Source organism: Streptomyces sp. NPDC090032 (assembly GCF_044748025.1).
Taxonomy (GTDB): domain Bacteria; phylum Actinomycetota; class Actinomycetes; order Streptomycetales; family Streptomycetaceae; genus Streptomyces.
This window is the reverse complement of the sequence record NZ_JBIVFF010000005.1, coordinates 293,551-311,872: the sequence shown is the minus strand read 5'-3', so window position 1 is coordinate 311,872 and position 18,322 is coordinate 293,551. Positions and strand designations below refer to the sequence as shown.

The following is an 18,322-nucleotide window of genomic DNA, read 5'->3' as shown; positions in this document are numbered from 1 at the left end:
CGCACGTCATCGATTGGGGGGCGATCGTTGTTGCCGTTCTGGTAGGAGCCCTTACCCGATGGGTCTGCCTGACGTGGGCGGGAAAGAGGAGCAGAGACAGCAAGTGAGCTCGGGCATAGCGAAGAGGGCTGGCAGAAGACCCCTGCGGTTATTGAGTGCGGAGCGCGGACTTCGGGTGCTGGAGGCTCAAGGCCTTGACACCCCTGGCCTGCGCCGAGGGAAATCTGTGCCCCCAGGCCGGGAAACCATCTGTGCGTCGGGCTCATGAGGCCTGAGGATTGCGTTTCGTCGGTGAGCGTCTTTGGAGCATCGGCGGGATCAGCCCATAGCGTTTTGCCGGTGCCGGTGCCGGTGCCGGTGCCGGTGCCGGTGCCGGTGCCGGTGCTGCTGAGTGGGTGCGGGTCCCCCGGCGGTCCCCCCCCAGCGTCCTATGGGACGGGGGGACCCTCGGGGTTGTGATGCTTCCGTGCGCCTTGGTGGCGGGGCGTGGCGGGGTGAGGCGTCAGGCGGCGTTGACGGAGAAGCGCGCGGCGAGATCCTTGGCCCGGGTCTCCGCGTCCTCCAGGGCCTTGGCGCGGGACGCCTCCGCGAGCGGGATGAGCTCGCTCATCGCCGGAGTCGCGTGTGCCAGGGTCAGCTCGGGAACGATGAAGTCCACGTCCAGGCCGAGCATCGTGCCGAGAAGGTCACGCAGATAGTTCTGCACGTACTCGAAGGGCTCGCGCGGGGTGCCCGGGGCGTACGAGCCGCCACGGCTGGCGATGACCGTGACAGGCGTCCCCTTCGCGGACGGCGTCTCACCGGCGGTACGCCCCATGAGGATGACCTGGTCCAGCCAGGCCTTCAGGGTCGACGGGATCGAGAAGTTGTACATAGGGGCGCCGATCAGCACGGCGTCCGCCTGCTCCAGCTCCTCGATGAGCTTCAGACGCTCGGCGAAAGCCGCGGCCTGCTCCGGGCTGTGCGTGGAGGGCTCGGCGAAACCGGCTGAGGCGCCGACCGTGTCCAGGTGCGGGACCGGGTCCACGGCCAAATCGCGGTAGATCACCGTTCCGTCGGAGTGCTGCTCCTCCCAGGTCTTGCGGAAGGCATCGGCGACGGTGCGGGACGCGGAGGCCGAGCCGGGCCAGACGGACGAGTCGACGTGCAGAAGGGTGGGCATTGAGGGTCTCCAAAAGTGCGGGGTGGGCAGGTACGTAGGTGTAGTTCCGTTCGGAGCTACCTTATGAACAGTAACTTACTTTTGTTTAGTCCCCTACGGGAGGGCAGTACCCTGAAGGCATGGCGGGCAACGGGGAACACGGGGAAGACGAGAGCGGCGCCGCATGCGGGGCGGGGATCCACAACCCCGACGCGTGCAAGCGAGTCGACGGCGGCATCACCCGCGTCTTCGGCCTGCTCGGCAAACGCTGGACGGGACTCGTGGTCTCCGTCCTCCTCCAGCACCCCGTCCACTTCGCCGACCTGCGCCGAGCCATCCCCGGCATCAGCGAGCGCATGCTCTCGGACCGCCTCACCGAACTCGGCGCCGCCGGCCTCGTCGTACGCGAAGTCGACGAAGGCCCCCCGCTCCGCGTGGCATACCGACTGACCGAAGCGGGCGCCGCACTCGAACCGGCGCTCAAGGAACTCGGGCTGTGGGCCGAGGCGTATCTGCCTGAGGGTTAGAACCCTGGTAACTCTGGTCCGATGCTTTGCCTCCGGGTTCGGGTTCTGGGCTCGGGTTCCGGGCTGGGGTTCTGGGCTCGGGTTCCGGGCTGGGGTTCCGGGCTTGGGTCCCAGGTTCTGGTTCCGCGCTCGGGTTCCGGGCTCTGGTTCCGCGCTCGGGTTCCGGGCTCTGGTTCCGCGCTCGGGTTCCGGGCTCTGGTTCCGCGCTGGTTTCCACAATCGCGGGGTTGTCCACAGGCTCTGACGCGTTTCGGGCGACGGCGGTACGGTCGTCGCCAGTTGATGTTCAGAGACGGGGGAGGCGGTCCGCGTGACCGAGCTCGACACGGCGGTGCCGATACAGCGTGAAGAACCGGCAGCTCGACGGCTGCCCGCCGTCCAGGGGTTCGCGGCGCGACCTTCCTCCGGCTCACCCAAGCAAGAGGGCAAGGCCCTGCGCGGCCGCGTACCGCGATCCACTCACGCGACCCTCACCCTGCACCCCGCACGCCCCGACGCCGTCACCGCGGTCGACGAGTCCAACCTCGGCCGGATAGAAGAGCTCACACCCATACGCGTCGGCAGGATGACGGCGACCCCGTTCGCGTTCCTGCGCGGCTCTGCCGGCCTCATGGCCCACGATCTCGCTCAGACGCCCGTCACCGGCATCGGCACCCAGATCTGCGGAGACGCCCACGCGGCGAACTTCGGCCTCTATGCCGACGCCCGCGGCGGCCTGGTCATCGACCTGAACGACTTCGACGAAACGGTGCACGGCCCCTGGGAATGGGACGTGAAGAGACTCGCCACCTCGCTCGTCCTCGCAGGCCGCGTAGCCGGAGCCGACGAGGACACCTGCCGGGAAGCCGCGCACTACGCGGTCGGCGCGTACCGCCGCACCATGCGTCTGCTGGCCCGACTGCCCGCCCTCGACGCGTGGAACGCCATCGCCGACGAGGAACTCGTCTCCCACACCGACGCCCATGACCTCGTCGGCATGCTGGAACGCGTATCCGAGAAGGCACGCAACAACACCAGCGGAAGATTCGCCGCCAGGTCCACCGAACTGGCCGAGGACGGCACCCGACGCTTCGTCGACGCACCACCCGTACTGCGCCGCGTCTGCGACGAGGAGGCGTCCGAGGTCGCGGCATCCCTCGGCGACTACCTGCAGACACTCTCCGAAGACCGTCTGCCCCTGCTCGGCCGCTACGCGATCCAGGACGTCGCCTTCCGCGTCGTCGGCACCGGGAGCGTGGGCACGAGGTCGTATGTGGTGCTGCTCCTCGATCACCGCGGAGAGGCGCTCGTGCTCCAGGTGAAGGAAGCGCGGCCCTCGGCGCTGCTGCCGCACCTGCCGGCAGTGGGATTCGAGACGCCGGACGCCATCCACGAGGGGCGGCGCGTGGTCCTCGGTCAGAAACGGATGCAGGTCGTCAGCGACATCTTGCTCGGCTGGACGACCGTGGCCGGACGCCCGTTCCAGGTACGGCAGTTCAGAAACCGCAAGGGGAGTGTCGACCCCGCGGCTCTTGCCGCCGATCAGATGGACGACTACGGCCGCATGACGGGCGCGCTCCTCGCCCGCGCACACGCACACAGCGCCGACCCTCGACTGATCGCCGGCTACTGCGGCAAGAACGAGGAACTGGACGAGGCCATCGCCCAGTTCGCAGTCACCTACGCGGACCGCACTGAACAGGACCACGCAGCCCTGGTCAAGGCTGTGCGGGAGGGGAGGGTGAGGGCTGAGGCGGGGGTTTGATGTGGGGGTTTGAGGGCGCGTGGGGTGGCGGTTTGGGGGAGGTGAGGGGGAGAGGGCTGGCCTTCGGGCGGGGTGGGTGAGTCGGCCTGAGGTGAATCCTGGGCGGGGTGGTTCCTGGGTGGGGTGGGTCGGCCTGGCGTGATTTCCGGGTGGGCAGAATTGAATTGAATTGAATTGAATTGAGCTGATCTGGGGTGGGGTGGGAGGGGGCGGGGGGAGGGGGAGCCCCCAGAACCTTTGAAATCAGGCGTCGAGCAGGGCGACCCGGACCGTGCCCTACGCTGGTCGGGTGACGACCCCGGAAGCCGAGTCGACCCCGTCCGAGGCCCCTGCCGCCGAGCCGCAGGGGCAGCCCGTTGCTGAGGGGCAGCCTGTTACTGAGGGGCAGCCCGTTGCTGGAGGGCGACCCGAGGAGCGGCTTGAGCGGGCTGTGCTCGCCGCCGAGCAGGCGCTGATCGAGTACGAGATCGCGGTGGAGACGTTCCGGGTCGAGGTGGAGAACTTCTCTCGGCTGCACCACCAGAAGCTGGGCCCGATGTATACGCGCCTGGACGAGCTCGAGGCGCAGATCGCCGAGGCGGTTGCCGCGCGGAGCGGGGACCCGGAGGACCGGCGTAAGGCGGACGAGGCCAGGGCGCGCGTGATGCCCATGCCCGCGGTCGAGGAACTGTTCGACCAGTGGATGGACGGGGACGGTCTCTCTCCGGAGGCGTCCGCCATGCTCACCGATCAGCCGGTGCGGCCGCCGCAGCGGGTGCGGCCCAGCGACGAGGCTCGCAAGCTCTACCGGGAGCTCGTTCGTAAGGCGCACCCGGACCTGGCGCAGGACGAGAAGGATCGGGCGCGGCGCGACGAGTTCATCGTGCGGGTCAACGCGGCCTACGGCCGTGGCGACGAGGCCTTGCTGACGGAGCTGTCCGACGAGTGGGCCGCGGGGCCTGTGCCCGAGGCGCGTAAGCCCAGCCCGAGCGAGGAGCTGTACGAGCGGCTCGAGTGGCTGTCGCAGCGCAAGGAGCTGTTGACGGCCGTTGCCCAGGAGCTGGAGGAAAGCGCGATCGGCGCGATGCTGCGGATGGCGCCGGACGATCCCGACCGGCTGCTCGAGGAGATCGCGGAGCAGCTGCTCGCGCAGGTCGCCGAGCGCGAGGCCGAGCTGGAGCGCCTGATACGCGAGCAGGCTGCTGGCAGCTGAGCGGTTGGGCGAGCAGGCTGCTGGTGGTTGGGCGAGTGGGCTGACCGGTCGGCTTTGGGCGAGTGGGTTGAGCGGCTGGTCAGTGGTTGGGCGAGTGGGTTGAGCGGGCGGCCTGAAGGTGCGTGGCCGCGAGCCAGACCGAACGGGTCTCCTGCTCGGTGGCTGGGAGGCCGAGCGGCTGGCCGGCCCGGTGCCTGGCGAGTCAGGACCCGGATGGGGTCGGGTAGCGTCGGGGGTATGCATTTCGGATCTGGTGTGCCCACGGTTGAGGTCGGCGAGCTCGTGGACGGGGACTTTCTCCTCGATGTCCGTGAGGACGATGAGTGGCAGGCGGGCCATGCCGAGGGTGCGCTGCACATTCCGATCAGTGAGTTCGTGGCGCGTTACGGCGAGCTGACCGAGGCGGCTCCCCAGGACGGTCGGGTCAACGTGATCTGCCGGTCCGGCGGGCGTTCCGCGCAGGTGACGATGTACCTCGTACAGCAGGGCATCGACGCGGTGAATGTGGACGGTGGCATGCAGGTGTGGGCCGCCGCAGGGCGCCCCGTCGTGGACGACAAGGGGCAGTCGGGCTTCGTGCTCTGACCCCTGGATCAGCTGAGGGGATGGGCGGCCAGTAGGTCGCCGAGTGTCTCCTCGTGTGCGGCTGCCGGGCCGAGGGACAGTTCCAGCTGCTTGGCCCAGGCGTGGTAGCGGTGCAGCGGGTAGTCGGTGTCGGCGCCGAATCCTCCGTGCAGGTGCTGTGCGGTCTGGACGACGCGTCGTACGCCTTCGGACGCCCAGATCTTGGCCACCGCTATGTCGCCTGCCGCGGGGAGCGCTCCGCCCGCCTGGGTGCCGATGCGCCAGGCGGCCTGCCAGAGGGTGGCTTCCATGGCGCGCAGGTCGATGTAACGGTCCGCGGCCTGGACTGCGACCGCTTGGAATGTGGCCACCGGGTAGCCGAACTGTTCGCGCTTGCTGGTGTAGTCGCCGGTCATCTGAAGGACGCGTTCTCCGAGGCCCAGTGCCTGAGCGCAGGTTCCGGTGGTGAGGAGCTGGTGCAGCCGGTCCCAAGCCTCGTCGGTCTCGATGATCTGGTGCGGGTCGAGGCGTACGGAGTCGAGGTGGAGTTCGCCGAGGCGTTCGCCGGTCGTGGAGATCTGTTCGGCGAGGGTGAGCCCTGCGTGCGAGCGGGGCAGTACGGCGATGATGGTGCGGCCTTGTGGGGTGTGGGCGGGTACGGCGATGTGGTCGGCGTTGTGAGCCCAGGGCACGCCGGTCTGGGTGCCGTCGAGAGTCCAGATGTCGGTGCCGGTGTCTGTGTCGTGCCGTGCGCTGACTGCGAGTTGGGCCGGGTCGTGGCCGGTGCGGCCGGCGGAGGCGACGGTGAGGACGAGTTCGCCACGGGCTGCCCGGGGGAGGATCTGCTCCTTCAACTCGTCGCTTCCGTAGGTCTGTAGGGCGACTGTGGTAGCGGTGTGTTCCAGGAGCGGGACGCGAGCGAGTGTCTTGGCGGATTCCCGTAGGACCAGGCAGAGCGCGATGGCGTCCAGGCCCGCGCCGCCGTGTTCGGGGTCGAGCAGGAGGCTGAGCAGGTCGGCGTCGGCGAGTTTCGACCACAGGGCCCGGTCGAAGTCGTTGGCGACCGCGCCGGGGGTGAGGGCCGGGCTCGGCATGCTGTCGGGCGCGACATGGCCGAATACGGCCCTGGCCGCTTCGACGGCCGCCTGCTGCTCTTCGGTGAAGGTGAAGTCCACTGCCCTGTCCCTCCGTGCACCGGTTCATCGTGGCGACCCGCCAGAATCTGACGGTGCGTCAAGGTAGAACAAGTTCTACGAGAAGGGAATACGAGAAGGAGATACGCGGAGGGAATGCGAGGGGGCAGTGGGGCTGGCTTGAGTGGGTCAGTGGGTCAGCGTCAGCGGTCGAAGTCGAGTTCCACCGTCTCCGTGGCCGGGTGGGACTGGCAGGCGAGTACGTAGCCCGCGTCGGTCTCCTCGGGTTCGAGTGCGAAGTTCCGGTCCATACGCACCTCGCCCGAGACGAGGAACGCGCGGCAGGTCCCGCATACGCCGCCCTTGCAGGCGTACGGCGCGTCGGGGCGGTTGCGCAGCACCGTCTCCAGGAGTGATTCGCCGTCGCTGACGGGCCAGGTGCCGGAGCGGCCGTCGAGCTGGGCGGTGACTGTGGAGTGCGCGAGGGCCGTCGCGGGGCGGGCGGGTGCCGGACCGTCGTCGACGTGGAAGATCTCCTCGTGGATGCGGCCTCTTCGTACGCCGAGGGCGCGCAGCGTGCGTTCCGCTCCTTGTACGAGTCCGAACGGGCCGCAGAGGTACCAGCCGGCTACCTCGTCCACAGGGAGCAGTGCGGGCAGCAGGGTCGTCAGGCGTTCCTGGTCCAGGCGGCCGGAGTCGAGGCCTGCCTGCTGTTCCTCCCTGGAGAGGACCGTGACCAGCTGGAATCGGGCGGGGTACCGGTCCTTCAGGTCGGCCACCTCGTCCAAGAACATCGTCGACGCGGCGGTGCGGTCGCTGCGGATGAGGCAGAAGCGGGCGTTCGGTTCGCGGGCGAGCAGGGTGGCCGCGATCGACAGGACAGGAGTGATGCCGCTGCCGCCGACCACGGCGGCGTAGAGCCCGGGGGCGGGTTCGAGGATGAAGCGACCGGCGGGGGTCATGACCTCGAGGGCGTCGCCGACGGCGATCTCCTTGAGGGCGTACGTCGAGAAGGATCCGCCTTCGACGAGGCGGACACCGACGCGGAGGGTGCGGGGCCCTTCCGAGCCTGGGGCGGGTGAGCAGATCGAGTAGGTGCGCCGGATCTCGCCGTTGTCGATCTCGCCCTCGTTGGCCGGGCGGCGCAGGGCGAGGTGCTGGCCCGGTGCGTGGCGGAATTCCTCACGCAGGGGTTCGGGGACCTCGAAGGTGAGGGCCACGGAGTCGTCGGTGAGCCGGTCGACCGCTGCTACGCGGAGCTGGTGGAAGCGGGCCATCACAACTCCTTGAAGTGGTCGAAGGGTTCGCGGCAGTCGAGGCAGCGCCGCAGGGCCTTGCAGGCGGTGGAGGAGAAGCGGCTCAGCAGTTCGGTGTCCGTGGATCCGCAGTGCGGGCAGCGCAGGGGGGCGTCGCCGGCCTCGGGGGCGCCGAGGAGCGTGGCGGCGGCCGCGTCGGCAGTTGTGCGCATGGGTGTTGTGGTGCGGGTGGGGCCCAGGGCGACGGTCACGGGCCCTTGGTCCGCCTGGACGGCGCGGGGTGGCGCTATGCCGAACTCCCGGAGCTTGCGGCGGCCCTCGTCCGTGATGTCGTCCGTGGTCCAGGCCGGTGCCAGCACCCGCCGGACGGTGACCTCCGGAATGCCGTGCTCGTGCAGGACGCGCTCGATGTCCGTGGACATGGCCTCGACGGCTGGGCAGCCGGTGTAGGTGGGGGTGAGCTCGACCTCGACGCTGCCCGGGGTGAGGCAGTGGACGGCGCGGAGCACACCGAGCTCTTCCAGGGTGAGTACGGGCAGTTCAGGGTCGGGCACGGAGCCGGCGAGGCGGCGCAGCTCCGCTTCGAGCGGGGTCTCCGGCCGGTCGGCGGTGTCCTGGGGGGAGGCCTCGGGGGCTTTGGTCACCATGACGCCCCCGGGTGGCTGCGGTGGAGGTGCTGCATCTCGGCGAGCATCCGTCCGAAGGGCTCCGTGTGCAGGCCCTGGCGTCCGGCGCCGGCGCTCCAGGCCCCGGTCCGCGGTCGCTCGGGGACGGTCAGGGTCGCCCGGTCCAGGACGGCGGTGACGGATGCGGTCCAACTGGCTTCCATCTCCGGCCAGTCGATGTCGATGCCGTCGATGGGCTGGAACATCTCTCCGGTGTGACGCCAGAGTGCGTCGCAGGCCCGCTGCATCCGGTCGTGGCTTTCGGCGGTGCCGTCTCCGAGGCGTACGGTCCACTGTTCGGCGTGGTCCCGGTGGTAGGCGACCTCCTTGACCGCCTTGGCGGCGAGGCCGGCGAGCGGTCCGTCGGTCGCGGCGAGGCGGCCGTACAGGAGGTGCTGGTAGGTGGAGAAGTACAGCTGGCGGGTGATGGTGTGGGCGAAGTCACCGTTGGGCTGTTCGACCAACTGGACGTTCCGGAAGGCGCGTTCCTCGCGCAGGTAGGCCAGCTCGTCCTCGTCGCCGACGAAGGAGAGCAGGACCCGGGCCTGGCCGAGGAGGTCGAGCGCGATGTTGGACAGGGCGACTTCTTCTTCGAGGACCGGGGCGTGTCCGGCCCACTCCCCCAGTCGGTGTGCCAGCACGAGCGCGTCGTCGCCCAGGGCGAGCGCCGCGGCAGCGCTGACGGTGCCGTCGGCGGAGGCCGGGTTCAGGGACGTGGTCACAGGTGCTTCACCCCTTCCGGGATCTCGTAGAACGTCGGGTGCCTGTACGGCTTGTCGGCGGCGGACTCGAAGAAGGGGTCCTTCTCGTCGGGCGAGGTGGCGGTGATCGAGGTGGACGGGACGACCCAGATCGAAACGCCTTCGCCGCGGCGGGTGTACAGATCGCGTGCGTTACGCAGGGCGAGCTCGGCGTCCGGCGCGTGCAGGCTTCCCGCGTGGGTGTGTGACAGTCCGCGCCGGGAGCGTACGAAGACCTCCCACAGCGGCCAGTCCTTCGCGTCGCTCATGCCGTCGCCTTCCCGTTCGCCCCGGAGTCTTGTGCTCCTGAGTGCTTCGCCTCGGAGTGTTTCGCCGCGTGGGCCGCGGCCGCTTCCCTGACCCAGGCGCCCTCGGCGTGCGCCCGCCTGCGCTGGGTGATCCGCTGGTCGTTGCACGGCCCGTTGCCCTTCAGGACCTCCCGGAACTCCGTCCAGTCGATGGCTCCGAAGTCGTGGTGCCCGCGCTCCTCGTTCCACACGAGGTCCGGGTCGGGGAGGGTGAGCCCGAGGGTCTCGGCCTGCGGGACGCAGATGTCGACGAAGCGCTGGCGCAGCTCGTCGTTCGAATGGCGCTTGATCTTCCACTCCATCGACTGCGCGGAGTGCGAAGACTCGTCGTCCGGAGGACCGAACATCATCAGGGACGGCCACCACCAGCGGTCGACGGCGTCCTGAGCCATCGCGTGCTGGGCCTCGGTGCCGTGGCTCAGGGCGAGCAGCAGCTCGTAGCCCTGGCGCTGGTGGAACGACTCTTCCTTGCAGATCCGCACCATGGCGCGCGCGTACGGCCCGTACGAGCAGCGGCACAGGGGGACCTGGTTCGTGATCGCGGCGCCGTCCACGAGCCAGCCGACGGCGCCGACGTCCGCCCAGGTCAGCGTCGGATAGTTGAAGATCGACGAGTATTTCTGGCGGCCGCTGTGCAGTTTGTCGAGGAGCTCGTCGCGGCCCGTGCCCAGCGTTTCGGCGGCGCTGTACAGGTACAGGCCGTGGCCGGCCTCGTCCTGGACCTTGGACATCAGGATCGCCTTGCGCCGCAGTGAAGGGGCGCGCGTGATCCAGTTGGCCTCCGGCTGCATCCCGATGATCTCGGAGTGGGCGTGCTGCGCGATCTGGCGCACAAGCGTCGCGCGATAGGCGTCCGGCATCCAGTCGCGGGGCTCGATGCGCTCGTCCGCCGCGACGGCGGCGTCGAACGCTGCCTGATACGCGGCGGTGCCCGAGGCGGTGCCGGCGGTGTCGGACGTGGCGTGGGCCGCCTGTGTCCGCGCCGTTTGGTGCGCAGCTGCTGTCGCCATCCCGGTCTCCCTCGACCTTGAACGAATCTCCCGACCGATCGTTCGGTTCGTTGGATCCAATGGTGGGACGAGCGTCGTAGGGTGTCAACCCTGCGAGGTCCGGCCTGTGGATAAGTCCCATGGCCCTGTGCCTCGCGTGCTCGGCTGAGTACCGTGCCGGTGCGGCGCCGGGAGCGGGCCGCGTGGCGAGGAATCGGTTCGGCACAAGGGCGGACCGGGGGTATCGGGAGACTCGGGGAAACGGGGCGGCATGGACGCGTACGACAAGGGCTCGACCGCCCGGCGTTCCGACCCGGAGCTGAAGCCGGACCCTTTGCGGAGTCCGGCTCCTGGCCGTGAGCCTGAGCTCGGCCAGGTGCCCGAGCCGGACCAGGCGCCCGAGCTGGATCCCCCGAACCCACCCCCCACACCCCCACCCCTGCCTCCAACCGCCTCGCCCCGCATCGGCCTGTCCGCCCTCTCCCTCCGCTACCAGATCGCCGCCGCCTGCGCGCTGGTCGTGGTCGCTCTCGGGGCGTGTGTGCACGTCGCGATGGTGTTTTTGCACGTCGCGCCGCCCAATACCGTCTCCAAGGAGTACGGCCGGGCCATCGACGGCTGGATATATCCGGAGTTCGAGCAGAACTGGAAGCTGTTCGCGCCCAACCCGCTTCAGCAGAACATCGCCGTGCAGGCCCGCGCGGAGATCCGTACGGCTGACGGCGGTACGCGCACGACCGGCTGGTACGACCTGTCGGCACGCGACGGCGCCGACATCGACGGGAATCTGCTGCCCAGCCACACGCAGCAGAACGAGTTGCGGCGGGCCTGGGACTTCTACGTCTCCGCGCACGACAGTGAGAACCGCCCGAACGGCCTGCGCGGCCAGCTTTCCGAGCGCTACATCCGCCGCATCGTCGTCCTGCGTCTGTCCCACGAGGACGGGCTGACGGCCGCCGGCAAGACGGCCGCGGGCAAGAGAGAATCCATCGCCCGCGTCCAGGTCCGCTCGCGGACCACCAACGTGGCGCCGCCCCCGTGGAGTGACGAGAAAGTCGATCCCAAGCCTCTCTACCGGCAGATTCCCTGGTCGACGGTGACGGTCGCGGACAGGGCACTCGACAGCGACAGCGACAGCGACAGCAACAGCACGCGTGCGCGTGCCGCCGGTGACGGGACGGATGCCCGGTGAACCGCATAGGCCGCATAGACCGCGTCACCGGGTTCGCCCTCGGCCCCTATCAGAGCGCCATGATCCGGATCGGGTTCTCCGCGACCTGGCTTCTCTTCCTGCTGCGCGAGTTCCCCAACCGTCACGAGCTCTACGGGCCCGACGGGCCGTGGAGCTGGGACATGGCGCAGCAGCTCATCTCCGGTAACGGCGCCTTCACCGCTCTGATGTGGTCGGACGGCCGCGTCTGGTTCGAGATCGTCTACGCCGCCGCGCTCGTGTCCAGTGCGCTGCTGATGCTGGGCTGGCGTACCCGCACCATGTCCGTCCTGTTCATGATCGGCGTGCTCTCGCTGCAGAACCGCAGCATCTTCATGGGCGACGGCGGCGACAACGTCATCCATCTGATGTCGATCTACCTGGTGTTCACGCGGTGCGGGCAGGTCTGGTCGCTGGACGCGCGGCGGGCGGCACGCGCGCGTGAACACAGTGCGCGTGAGAGCGACATCCTGCGGCCGGACAGAGTGGGGCCGGTGCTGTGGTGGCTCGTCGGCCTCGGACTCTCCGTGATCACGTTCATGGGGGTCGTGAGCGGGGGCTGGCTGGTCGTGTTCTGGGGACTGTGGGCCGTGCAGGGCCTGTGGTGGGCGGTGAACCGGAGGGACCCGTACAGCGAGCCCCGACTGCTGTTCGACGTGATCGCGAACCTGGCGCACAACGCCGCGCTCCTCGTGATCATGGCGGAGGCGTGTCTGATCTACGCGACCGCCGGCTGGTACAAGATCCAGGGCAGTCGCTGGCAGGACGGGACGGCGGTCTACTACCCGCTCCACCTGGACTATTTCTCTCCCTGGCCGGCCCTCGGCGACCTGCTCGCCTCGCACGGGCTGATGGTGATGCTCGTGTCGTACGGGACGGTCGTCGTGCAGGTCGCCTTCCCGTTCACGCTGTTCAACCGGCGCGTCAAGAACGTCCTGCTGGTCGCCATGATGTGCGAGCACGCGGTGATCGCCGTCCTGCTCGGGCTGCCGTTCTTCTCGCTCGCGATGATCGCCGCCGATGCCGTGTTCCTGCCGACGCCTTTCCTGAAGCGGCTGGGCGGATGGGTGGCACGCGCGCGTGGAGGCCTGTTTTCCCGTACGGCCGGTGCTCCTTCGGTGCCGGGGCCTCGCGCCGCGGAGAGCCCCGAACAGGCCCACGTAGGCTTCACGCCATGAGTAGGGCGGACAGCGGGCAGAGGCACACGGCGTGAACAGGCAACAGGCGTGAGCAGGGCGAACAGCGTGAACAGGCGAGCAGTATGAGCAGGCGAGCAGCATGAGCAGGGCGGACATCGCCGGCGTCGTTGAATGGCGCGCACGTGCCGACTCGGCCGTGCTTCTCGACGGGTTCCACGCGCTCAAGCACGCCCTGCGTTTCGGCGCGCGCGTGCCCGTGGCCCTGGCGACCAGTCGTGCCGCCGCGCTCGCCCTGGCAGAGGAGCTCGCTCCGGATGTGCGGGACGCGCTTGACGGGCTTGTGGAGGAGGTGCCGGAGGACACGCTGCGTGCTCTGGTGCCGCGTCTGCATCCCACGGGGGTGGCCGCGCTGGCGGTGCGGCCGGACCGGGCGGCGAACCTGGCCGCCGTGGCGCACCTGCCGAGGACCGCGCCCGTCGTCGTCCTCGACAACCCCCGCAACCTCGGCAACGCGGGCGCCGTCATCCGGCTCGCCGCGGGCTTCGGGGCGACGGGCGTCGTCATGACCGGCAGCCTCGACCCCTGGCATCCCACCGTCGTACGCGGGGGCGCGGGCCTGCACTTCGCGACCGCGGTCGAGCGCCTGGCGGTGGCGGAGCTGCCGCCAGGGCCCGTGTACGCGCTCGATCCGGAGGGCGAGGACATCCGGGGGACAGAGCTGCCGGACGACGCGCTGCTCGCCTTCGGCTCGGAGCGCAGCGGCCTGTCGCCCGAACTGCGCGCCCGCGCCGATCACTTGGTGTCACTGCCGATGCGGGCGCAGGTCTCCAGCTACAACCTGGCGACGAGCGTCGGCATGACGCTCTTCCACTGGAGTACCTGTGGCACGCCGGGCGGTCCGGTGGGCCGCCCGGCTGCCTGAGCAGGCGTCCGACGGAGGCCTCAGGCCTCCTTGCGCACCTCCACGACCCGGAAGCGGTTCGCCACGAACGCTCCGTCGCACAGCGCCGCGTTGGCCGCGGGATTGCCGCCGGAGCCGTGGAAGTCCGAGAACGCCGCTGTCTGGTTCACGTACACCCCGCCCGTGAGGTTGATGGACAGCTGGGCGCACTCTTCGAGGCAGACCTCTTCGACGGCCTCGGCGACCTCGTCGGAGGTCGTGTACGCGCCGACGGTCATCGCGCCCTTGTCCCGCACCGTGCGCCGCAGCAGGTCCAGCGCGTCTGCCGTGGAGTCGACGGCGACGGCGAAGGAGACCGGGCCGAAGCACTCGCTGAGGTAGGCGGAGTCGGAGTCGGCGCCGTCCCAGAACTTCCGCGCGCCGTCCTGCTTGACGATCGTCGGCGTGCGGACGACGGCACCGGGGAACTCGGGATTGCTGATCTCCCGTGAGGCGAGGGCGACTTCACCGAGGCCGGAGGCGGCTTCCAGGCGGGACTTCACGTCCGGGTTGACGAGGGCGCCGAGCAGCGCGTTCGCCCGGGCGTCGTCGCCGAGGAGGCCGCCGACCGCGGCCGCGATGTCGGTGACCACCTCGTCGTAGCTCTTGGGGCCCTCGTCCGTGCTAATGCCGTCGCGCGGGATGAGGAGGTTCTGCGGAGTGGTGCACATCTGGCCGCTGTACAGGGACAGGGAGAACGCGAGGTTCGCCAGCATTCCCTTGTAGCGGTCGGTCGAGTCGATGACGACCGTGTTGACGCCGGCCTTCTCCGTGTAGACCTGCGCCTGCCGGGCGTGCGTCTCCAGCCAGTCGCCGAACTCCGTCGAGCCCGTGTAGTCGATGATCTTGATCTCGGGGCGCAGGGCGATCGTCTTGGCGATGCCTTCGCCGGGCCGCTCGGCGGCCAGCGCCACCAGATTCGGGTCGAATCCGGACTCGGTGAGGACCTCGCGGGCCACCTGGACGGTGAGGGCGAGGGGCAGCACCGCGCGCGGGTGGGGCTTCACCAGGACGGCGTTGCCGGTGGCGAGGGAGGCGAAGAGCCCCGGATATCCGTTCCACGTGGGGAAGGTGTTGCAGCCGATGAGGAGCGCGATGCCGCGTCCGACCGGCGTGAACTCCTTGCCGAGGACGAGGGGGTCACGCTTGCCCTGCGGCTTGGTCCACTCCATCGCGTCCGGTGTGCGCACCTGCTCGGCGTACGCGTACGCCACCGCTTCGAGGCCGCGGTCCTGCGCGTGCGGGCCGCCCGCCTGGAACGCCATCATGAAGGCCTGGCCGCTGGTGTGCATCACGGCGTGCGCGAACTCGTGTGTACGCGCGCTGATCCGGGCCAGGATCTCCAGACACACGGCGGCCCGTGCCTCGGCGCCGGCTTCGCGCCATGCGCGCATGCCCGTGCGCATCGCGGGGAGCAGGACGTCCAGGTCGGGATGGGGGTAGGTCACACCCAACTCGACGCCGTACGGCGACATTTCGCCGCCCACCCAGTCGTCCGTGCCGGGTTGCCCGAGGTCGATGCGGGTGCCGGAGAGCGCGTCGAAGGCGGCCTTGCCCTCGGGCATGCTCAGGCTTCCGTGCTCTCCGTAGGCCTTGGGGTGCTCGGGGTGCGGCGACCAGTACGCGCGCGTGCGGATCGCTTCCAGAGCTTGGTCGAGCGTGGGCCGGTGCTTGGCGATCAGGTCGTGCGCGGTGACTTCGGCGGCCATGACGGACCAACTCCTCGTCGAGACGGCTCTTCGTCGAGCCGGCGAGCTGGGCAGGGACAGCTGGGCAGGAACAGGCAGACACGGTTAGAGTAACCGAACGATCGGTCGGGACAAGGGGGGTCGTCGAACCTGTGGAAAACTTCCCGCCCGCCGCTGCCACGGCGCGGCCGCCACGACCCCCGGGCTCCCGGCCGTCGTTCCGTGCGGGAGGATCGCGACCATGACAGCACTCGAGCTCGGCAGCCCCGAACGCCTTGTGGGCGTGGTGGGCACCGGCACCATGGGCCAGGGCATCGCCCAGGTCGCCCTGACCGCCGGCCACCCCGTCCGGCTCTACGACGCCGTACCGGGACGCGCCCGGGAGGCCGCGGACGCCATCGCCGCGCGCCTGGACCGCCTGGTCGACAAGGGCAGGCTCGACGCCGGCGAGCGGGACGCCGCGTGCGCGCGTCTGAGCCCCGCCGAGACCCTTGAGGAGTTCGCGGGGGCGGCGCTCGTCGTCGAGGCCGTACTGGAGCGGCTCGACGTGAAACAGCAGCTGTTCACGGACCTGGAGGAGATCGTCGCGGACGACTGTCTGCTCGCGACCAACACCTCGTCCCTGTCCGTCACGGCCGTCGGCGGGACGCTGCGGGTGCCGGGGCGCCTCGTCGGCCTGCACTTCTTCAACCCGGCGCCCCTGATGCCGCTGGTCGAGGTGGTCTCCGGCGCGGCGACCGACGTAACGGCGGCCACGCGCGCGTACGAGACCGCCCGCGCCTGGGGCAAGACCCCGGTCGTCTGCGCCGACACCCCCGGATTCATCGTCAACCGCATCGCGCGGCCCTTCTACGCCGAGGCGTTCGCGGTCTACGAGGGGCAGGGCGCCCAGCCCGCCACCATCGACGCCGTCCTGCGCGAGTGTGGTGGCTTCAAGATGGGCGCCTTCGAACTGACGGACCTCATCGGCCAGGACGTCAACGAGGCGGTCACCCGCTCCGTGTGGGAGGCCTTCTTCCAGGACGTGAAGTTCCGGCCGTCCCTCGCTCAGCGGCGCCTGGTCGAGGCCGGCATGCACGGGCGCAAGACGGGCCGCGGCTGGTACGCGTACGCGGACGGCGAGGAGCGTCCGGAGCCGCACACCGCGCAGCCCGCCCAGGCGCCCGCCTACGTCGTCGCCGAGGGCGACCTGGGGCCTGCCGCCGAGCTCCTCGCGCTGATCCGTGAGGCGGGCATCCCGGTGCGCGAGGAGGACGAGGACAACGGATCGCGCCTGGTCCTTCCCAGCGGCGGCCAGCTCGCCCTCGCGGACGGCCAGACGTCCGTCGAGTACCGGGACGTCATCTACTTCGATCTCGCGTTCGACTATCGCGCCGCCACCCGCATGGCCCTGGCGACCTCGCAGGAAGCGACCCCCCAGACCCTGCGCGAGGCCACCGGGCTCTTCCAGGCCATCGGCAAGGACGTCAGCGTCATCGGCGACGTGCCCGGCATGATCGTCGCCCGCACGGTCGCGCGGCTCATCGATCTCGCGCACGACGCCGTCGCCAAGGGAGTGGCCACTCCGGAGGACATCGACACGGCGATGCGCCTGGGCGTCAACTACCCGCTGGGGCCTGTCGAGTGGAGCAGGAAGCTCGGCAAGAACTGGGCGTACTCCCTCCTCGACGATCTGCACCTGCGCGATCCGTCCGGCCGTTACGCACCCTCGCTCGCGCTCTACCGCCATTCGTACGCCTCCGACAAGCGGGAGGGCTCCGCATGACCACCGCAAGGCGCGACACCTACACGCCGGAGACCCTCCTGTCGGTCGCCGTGCAGGTCTTCAACGAGCGTGGCTACGACGGCACTTCGATGGAGCACCTCTCCAAGGCGGCCGGTATCTCCAAGTCGTCGATCTACCACCATGTCGCCGGCAAGGAGGAACTGCTTCGCCGTGCCGTCAGCCGCGCGCTCGACGGTCTCTTCGGCATCCTCGGCGAGGAGCACGCGCGCGTGGGGCGTGCCGTCGAGCGCCTGGAGTACGTCACCCGGCGCATGGTCCAGGTCCTGATATCCGAGCTGCCCTACGTGACCCTGCTGCTGCGCGTGCGCGGGAACACCGACACGGAGCGCTGGGCGATGGAGCGGCGCAGGGAGTTCGACCACCAGGTCGCCGATCTCCTGAAGGCGGCCGCGGCAGACGGTGACGTGCGGGGCGACATCGAGGTGCGGCTCGCGACCCGCCTCGTGTTCGGCATGATCAACTCGATCGTGGAGTGGTACCGGCCGGGCGGCCGGGGCATGGACGACCGTGAGGTCGCCGACGCCGTCGCACAGTTGATCTTCGAAGGGCTGCGCAGCCAGGGCTGACGGCCCCGCGCGGGCCCGTCAGGCGACTGGCGGTTTCCGGCCCGGGCCGGAACATATGTCTGTCGGTCCCCCGGGCGCGGGAGCGGGCGCGTCAGGCGTCCGGCTCCAGATCCTCCTCCTCGAACACCAGCAGCGTCCGCGTGCTCAGCACCTCCGGCATGGCCTGGAGCTTGGTGAGAACCAGTTCCCGCAGCGCCCTGTTGTCCTGCGTGTGCACCATCAGGAGCACGTCGAAGTCGCCGCTGACCAGCGAGATGTGTGAGGCCTCGGGGAGCCGGCGCAGCTGCGCGCGCACGGTGCGCCAGGAGTTCTGGACGATCTTGAGCGTGATGTACGCGGAGGCGCCCTGCCCGGCCCGCTCGTGGTTGACGCGGGCGCCGAAGCCGCGGATGACGCCGTCGTCGATGAGCCGGTTGATGCGCGCGTAGGCGTTGGCCCGTGACACGTGGACGCGCTCGGCGACGGAGCGTATCGAGGCGCGGCCGTCCATCTGGAGCATCTGCAGGATGTCGCGGTCGATGGCGTCCAGTGGGCGCGGCTGGTACTCGGGGCGGCCGTCGGGCGGCCTGGACGGGGCGTCCGGCCGGCTGTCGGTGCCGCTGCCGGTGGAGCCGTCGGGCGCTCGGGGCGGGGGCTCGTGGCGGTCGCCGCCCGGGCCGTCGGCCATTCGTTCAGATGCCATGTCCCCCCGCCTCCCTACCATGGACGTACTGCGTCCATCCCAGGCTGTGGAG

General features: G+C 69.8%; 18 protein-coding genes. 9 read left to right on the top strand and 9 right to left on the bottom strand.

Annotated features, from left to right (window positions below):
- Positions 1-502: 502 nt before the first annotated feature.
- Complete coding sequence (locus ACIPWY_RS14130) at positions 503-1,162, bottom strand: FMN-dependent NADH-azoreductase (protein ID WP_393699307.1); 660 nt, start codon at positions 1,160-1,162, stop codon at positions 503-505.
- A 119-nt stretch (positions 1,163-1,281) separates the two neighbouring features.
- On the opposite strand from ACIPWY_RS14130, the gene ACIPWY_RS14125 reads away from it, so the two are divergent.
- From ACIPWY_RS14125 to ACIPWY_RS14110, 4 genes are all read left to right on the top strand, one after another.
- Positions 1,282-1,668, top strand: coding sequence for a helix-turn-helix domain-containing protein (locus ACIPWY_RS14125; RefSeq protein ID WP_362907730.1), 387 nt, complete (start codon positions 1,282-1,284; stop codon positions 1,666-1,668).
- Between the two features lie 310 nt (positions 1,669-1,978).
- On the top strand, positions 1,979-3,412 hold the full coding sequence (locus ACIPWY_RS14120; protein WP_362907729.1) for a DUF2252 domain-containing protein: 1,434 nt from the start codon (positions 1,979-1,981) through the stop codon (positions 3,410-3,412).
- 289 nt (positions 3,413-3,701) lie between these two features.
- Positions 3,702-4,604, top strand: coding sequence for a hypothetical protein (locus ACIPWY_RS14115; protein WP_362907728.1), 903 nt, complete (start codon positions 3,702-3,704; stop codon positions 4,602-4,604).
- 255 nt (positions 4,605-4,859) lie between these two features.
- Entirely contained in the window at positions 4,860-5,189 is a 330-nt protein-coding gene (locus ACIPWY_RS14110) for a rhodanese-like domain-containing protein (protein WP_116512043.1), read from the top strand.
- 8 nt (positions 5,190-5,197) lie between these two features.
- Here the strand turns inward: ACIPWY_RS14110 and ACIPWY_RS14105 are convergent, their stop codons facing one another.
- The 6 genes from ACIPWY_RS14105 to paaA all read right to left on the bottom strand — a co-directional run bounded on the left by ACIPWY_RS14105 (position 5,198) and on the right by paaA (position 10,280).
- A complete protein-coding gene (locus tag ACIPWY_RS14105; protein ID WP_393699310.1) occupies positions 5,198-6,343 on the bottom strand; it encodes an acyl-CoA dehydrogenase family protein in 1,146 nt (381 codons plus the stop codon).
- Between the two features lie 161 nt (positions 6,344-6,504).
- The gene (locus ACIPWY_RS14100) at positions 6,505-7,578 is read right to left on the bottom strand and encodes a 2Fe-2S iron-sulfur cluster-binding protein (protein ID WP_393699312.1); all 1,074 of its coding nucleotides are present in this window, start codon (positions 7,576-7,578) and stop codon (positions 6,505-6,507) included.
- Positions 7,578-8,204: a 1,2-phenylacetyl-CoA epoxidase subunit PaaD gene (gene paaD / locus ACIPWY_RS14095; RefSeq protein ID WP_362907725.1), complete on the bottom strand. Its 627-nt coding sequence runs from the start codon at positions 8,202-8,204 to the stop codon at positions 7,578-7,580. Before paaD ends, ACIPWY_RS14100 begins: the two co-directional genes overlap by 1 nt.
- Positions 8,198-8,944: a 1,2-phenylacetyl-CoA epoxidase subunit PaaC gene (gene paaC, locus ACIPWY_RS14090; RefSeq protein ID WP_393699315.1), complete on the bottom strand. Its 747-nt coding sequence runs from the start codon at positions 8,942-8,944 to the stop codon at positions 8,198-8,200. The genes paaD and paaC overlap by 7 nt, the downstream gene beginning before the upstream one ends.
- Complete coding sequence (gene paaB / locus ACIPWY_RS14085) at positions 8,941-9,231, bottom strand: 1,2-phenylacetyl-CoA epoxidase subunit PaaB (protein ID WP_362907723.1); 291 nt, start codon at positions 9,229-9,231, stop codon at positions 8,941-8,943. Before paaB ends, paaC begins: the two co-directional genes overlap by 4 nt.
- The gene (gene paaA, locus ACIPWY_RS14080) at positions 9,228-10,280 is read right to left on the bottom strand and encodes a 1,2-phenylacetyl-CoA epoxidase subunit PaaA (protein WP_362907722.1); all 1,053 of its coding nucleotides are present in this window, start codon (positions 10,278-10,280) and stop codon (positions 9,228-9,230) included. Before paaA ends, paaB begins: the two co-directional genes overlap by 4 nt.
- A gap of 250 nt (positions 10,281-10,530) precedes the next feature.
- On the opposite strand from paaA, the gene ACIPWY_RS14075 reads away from it, so the two are divergent.
- From ACIPWY_RS14075 to ACIPWY_RS14065, 3 genes are all read left to right on the top strand, one after another.
- Positions 10,531-11,451 (top strand): DUF5819 family protein, encoded by a 921-nt coding sequence (locus ACIPWY_RS14075; protein ID WP_393699318.1) that lies wholly within the window; start codon positions 10,531-10,533, stop codon positions 11,449-11,451.
- Positions 11,448-12,647 (top strand): HTTM domain-containing protein, encoded by a 1,200-nt coding sequence (locus tag ACIPWY_RS14070; RefSeq protein ID WP_393699320.1) that lies wholly within the window; start codon positions 11,448-11,450, stop codon positions 12,645-12,647. Before ACIPWY_RS14075 ends, ACIPWY_RS14070 begins: the two co-directional genes overlap by 4 nt.
- A gap of 100 nt (positions 12,648-12,747) precedes the next feature.
- Positions 12,748-13,530 carry a TrmH family RNA methyltransferase gene (locus ACIPWY_RS14065; protein WP_362907719.1) on the top strand — a complete coding sequence of 261 codons (783 nt, stop codon included), beginning with the start codon at positions 12,748-12,750 and terminating at the stop codon, positions 13,528-13,530.
- A gap of 20 nt (positions 13,531-13,550) precedes the next feature.
- Here ACIPWY_RS14065 and paaN read toward each other — a convergent pair whose 3' ends face one another.
- Complete coding sequence (paaN, locus tag ACIPWY_RS14060) at positions 13,551-15,257, bottom strand: phenylacetic acid degradation protein PaaN (RefSeq protein WP_383890204.1); 1,707 nt, start codon at positions 15,255-15,257, stop codon at positions 13,551-13,553.
- 220 nt (positions 15,258-15,477) lie between these two features.
- Between paaN and ACIPWY_RS14055 the strand changes: the two genes are divergently transcribed.
- Together ACIPWY_RS14055 and ACIPWY_RS14050 are read left to right on the top strand one after the other, a co-directional pair.
- Positions 15,478-17,001, top strand: a complete 1,524-nt coding sequence (locus ACIPWY_RS14055) for a 3-hydroxyacyl-CoA dehydrogenase (RefSeq protein WP_362907717.1) — start codon at positions 15,478-15,480, stop codon at positions 16,999-17,001.
- Positions 16,998-17,588 carry a TetR/AcrR family transcriptional regulator gene (locus tag ACIPWY_RS14050; protein WP_362907716.1) on the top strand — a complete coding sequence of 197 codons (591 nt, stop codon included), beginning with the start codon at positions 16,998-17,000 and terminating at the stop codon, positions 17,586-17,588. The genes ACIPWY_RS14055 and ACIPWY_RS14050 overlap by 4 nt, the downstream gene beginning before the upstream one ends.
- Positions 17,589-17,679: 91 nt before the next feature.
- Here the strand turns inward: ACIPWY_RS14050 and ACIPWY_RS14045 are convergent, their stop codons facing one another.
- On the bottom strand, positions 17,680-18,270 hold the full coding sequence (locus ACIPWY_RS14045) for an Lrp/AsnC family transcriptional regulator (RefSeq protein ID WP_401533284.1): 591 nt from the start codon (positions 18,268-18,270) through the stop codon (positions 17,680-17,682).
- Positions 18,271-18,322: the final 52 nt, after the last annotated feature.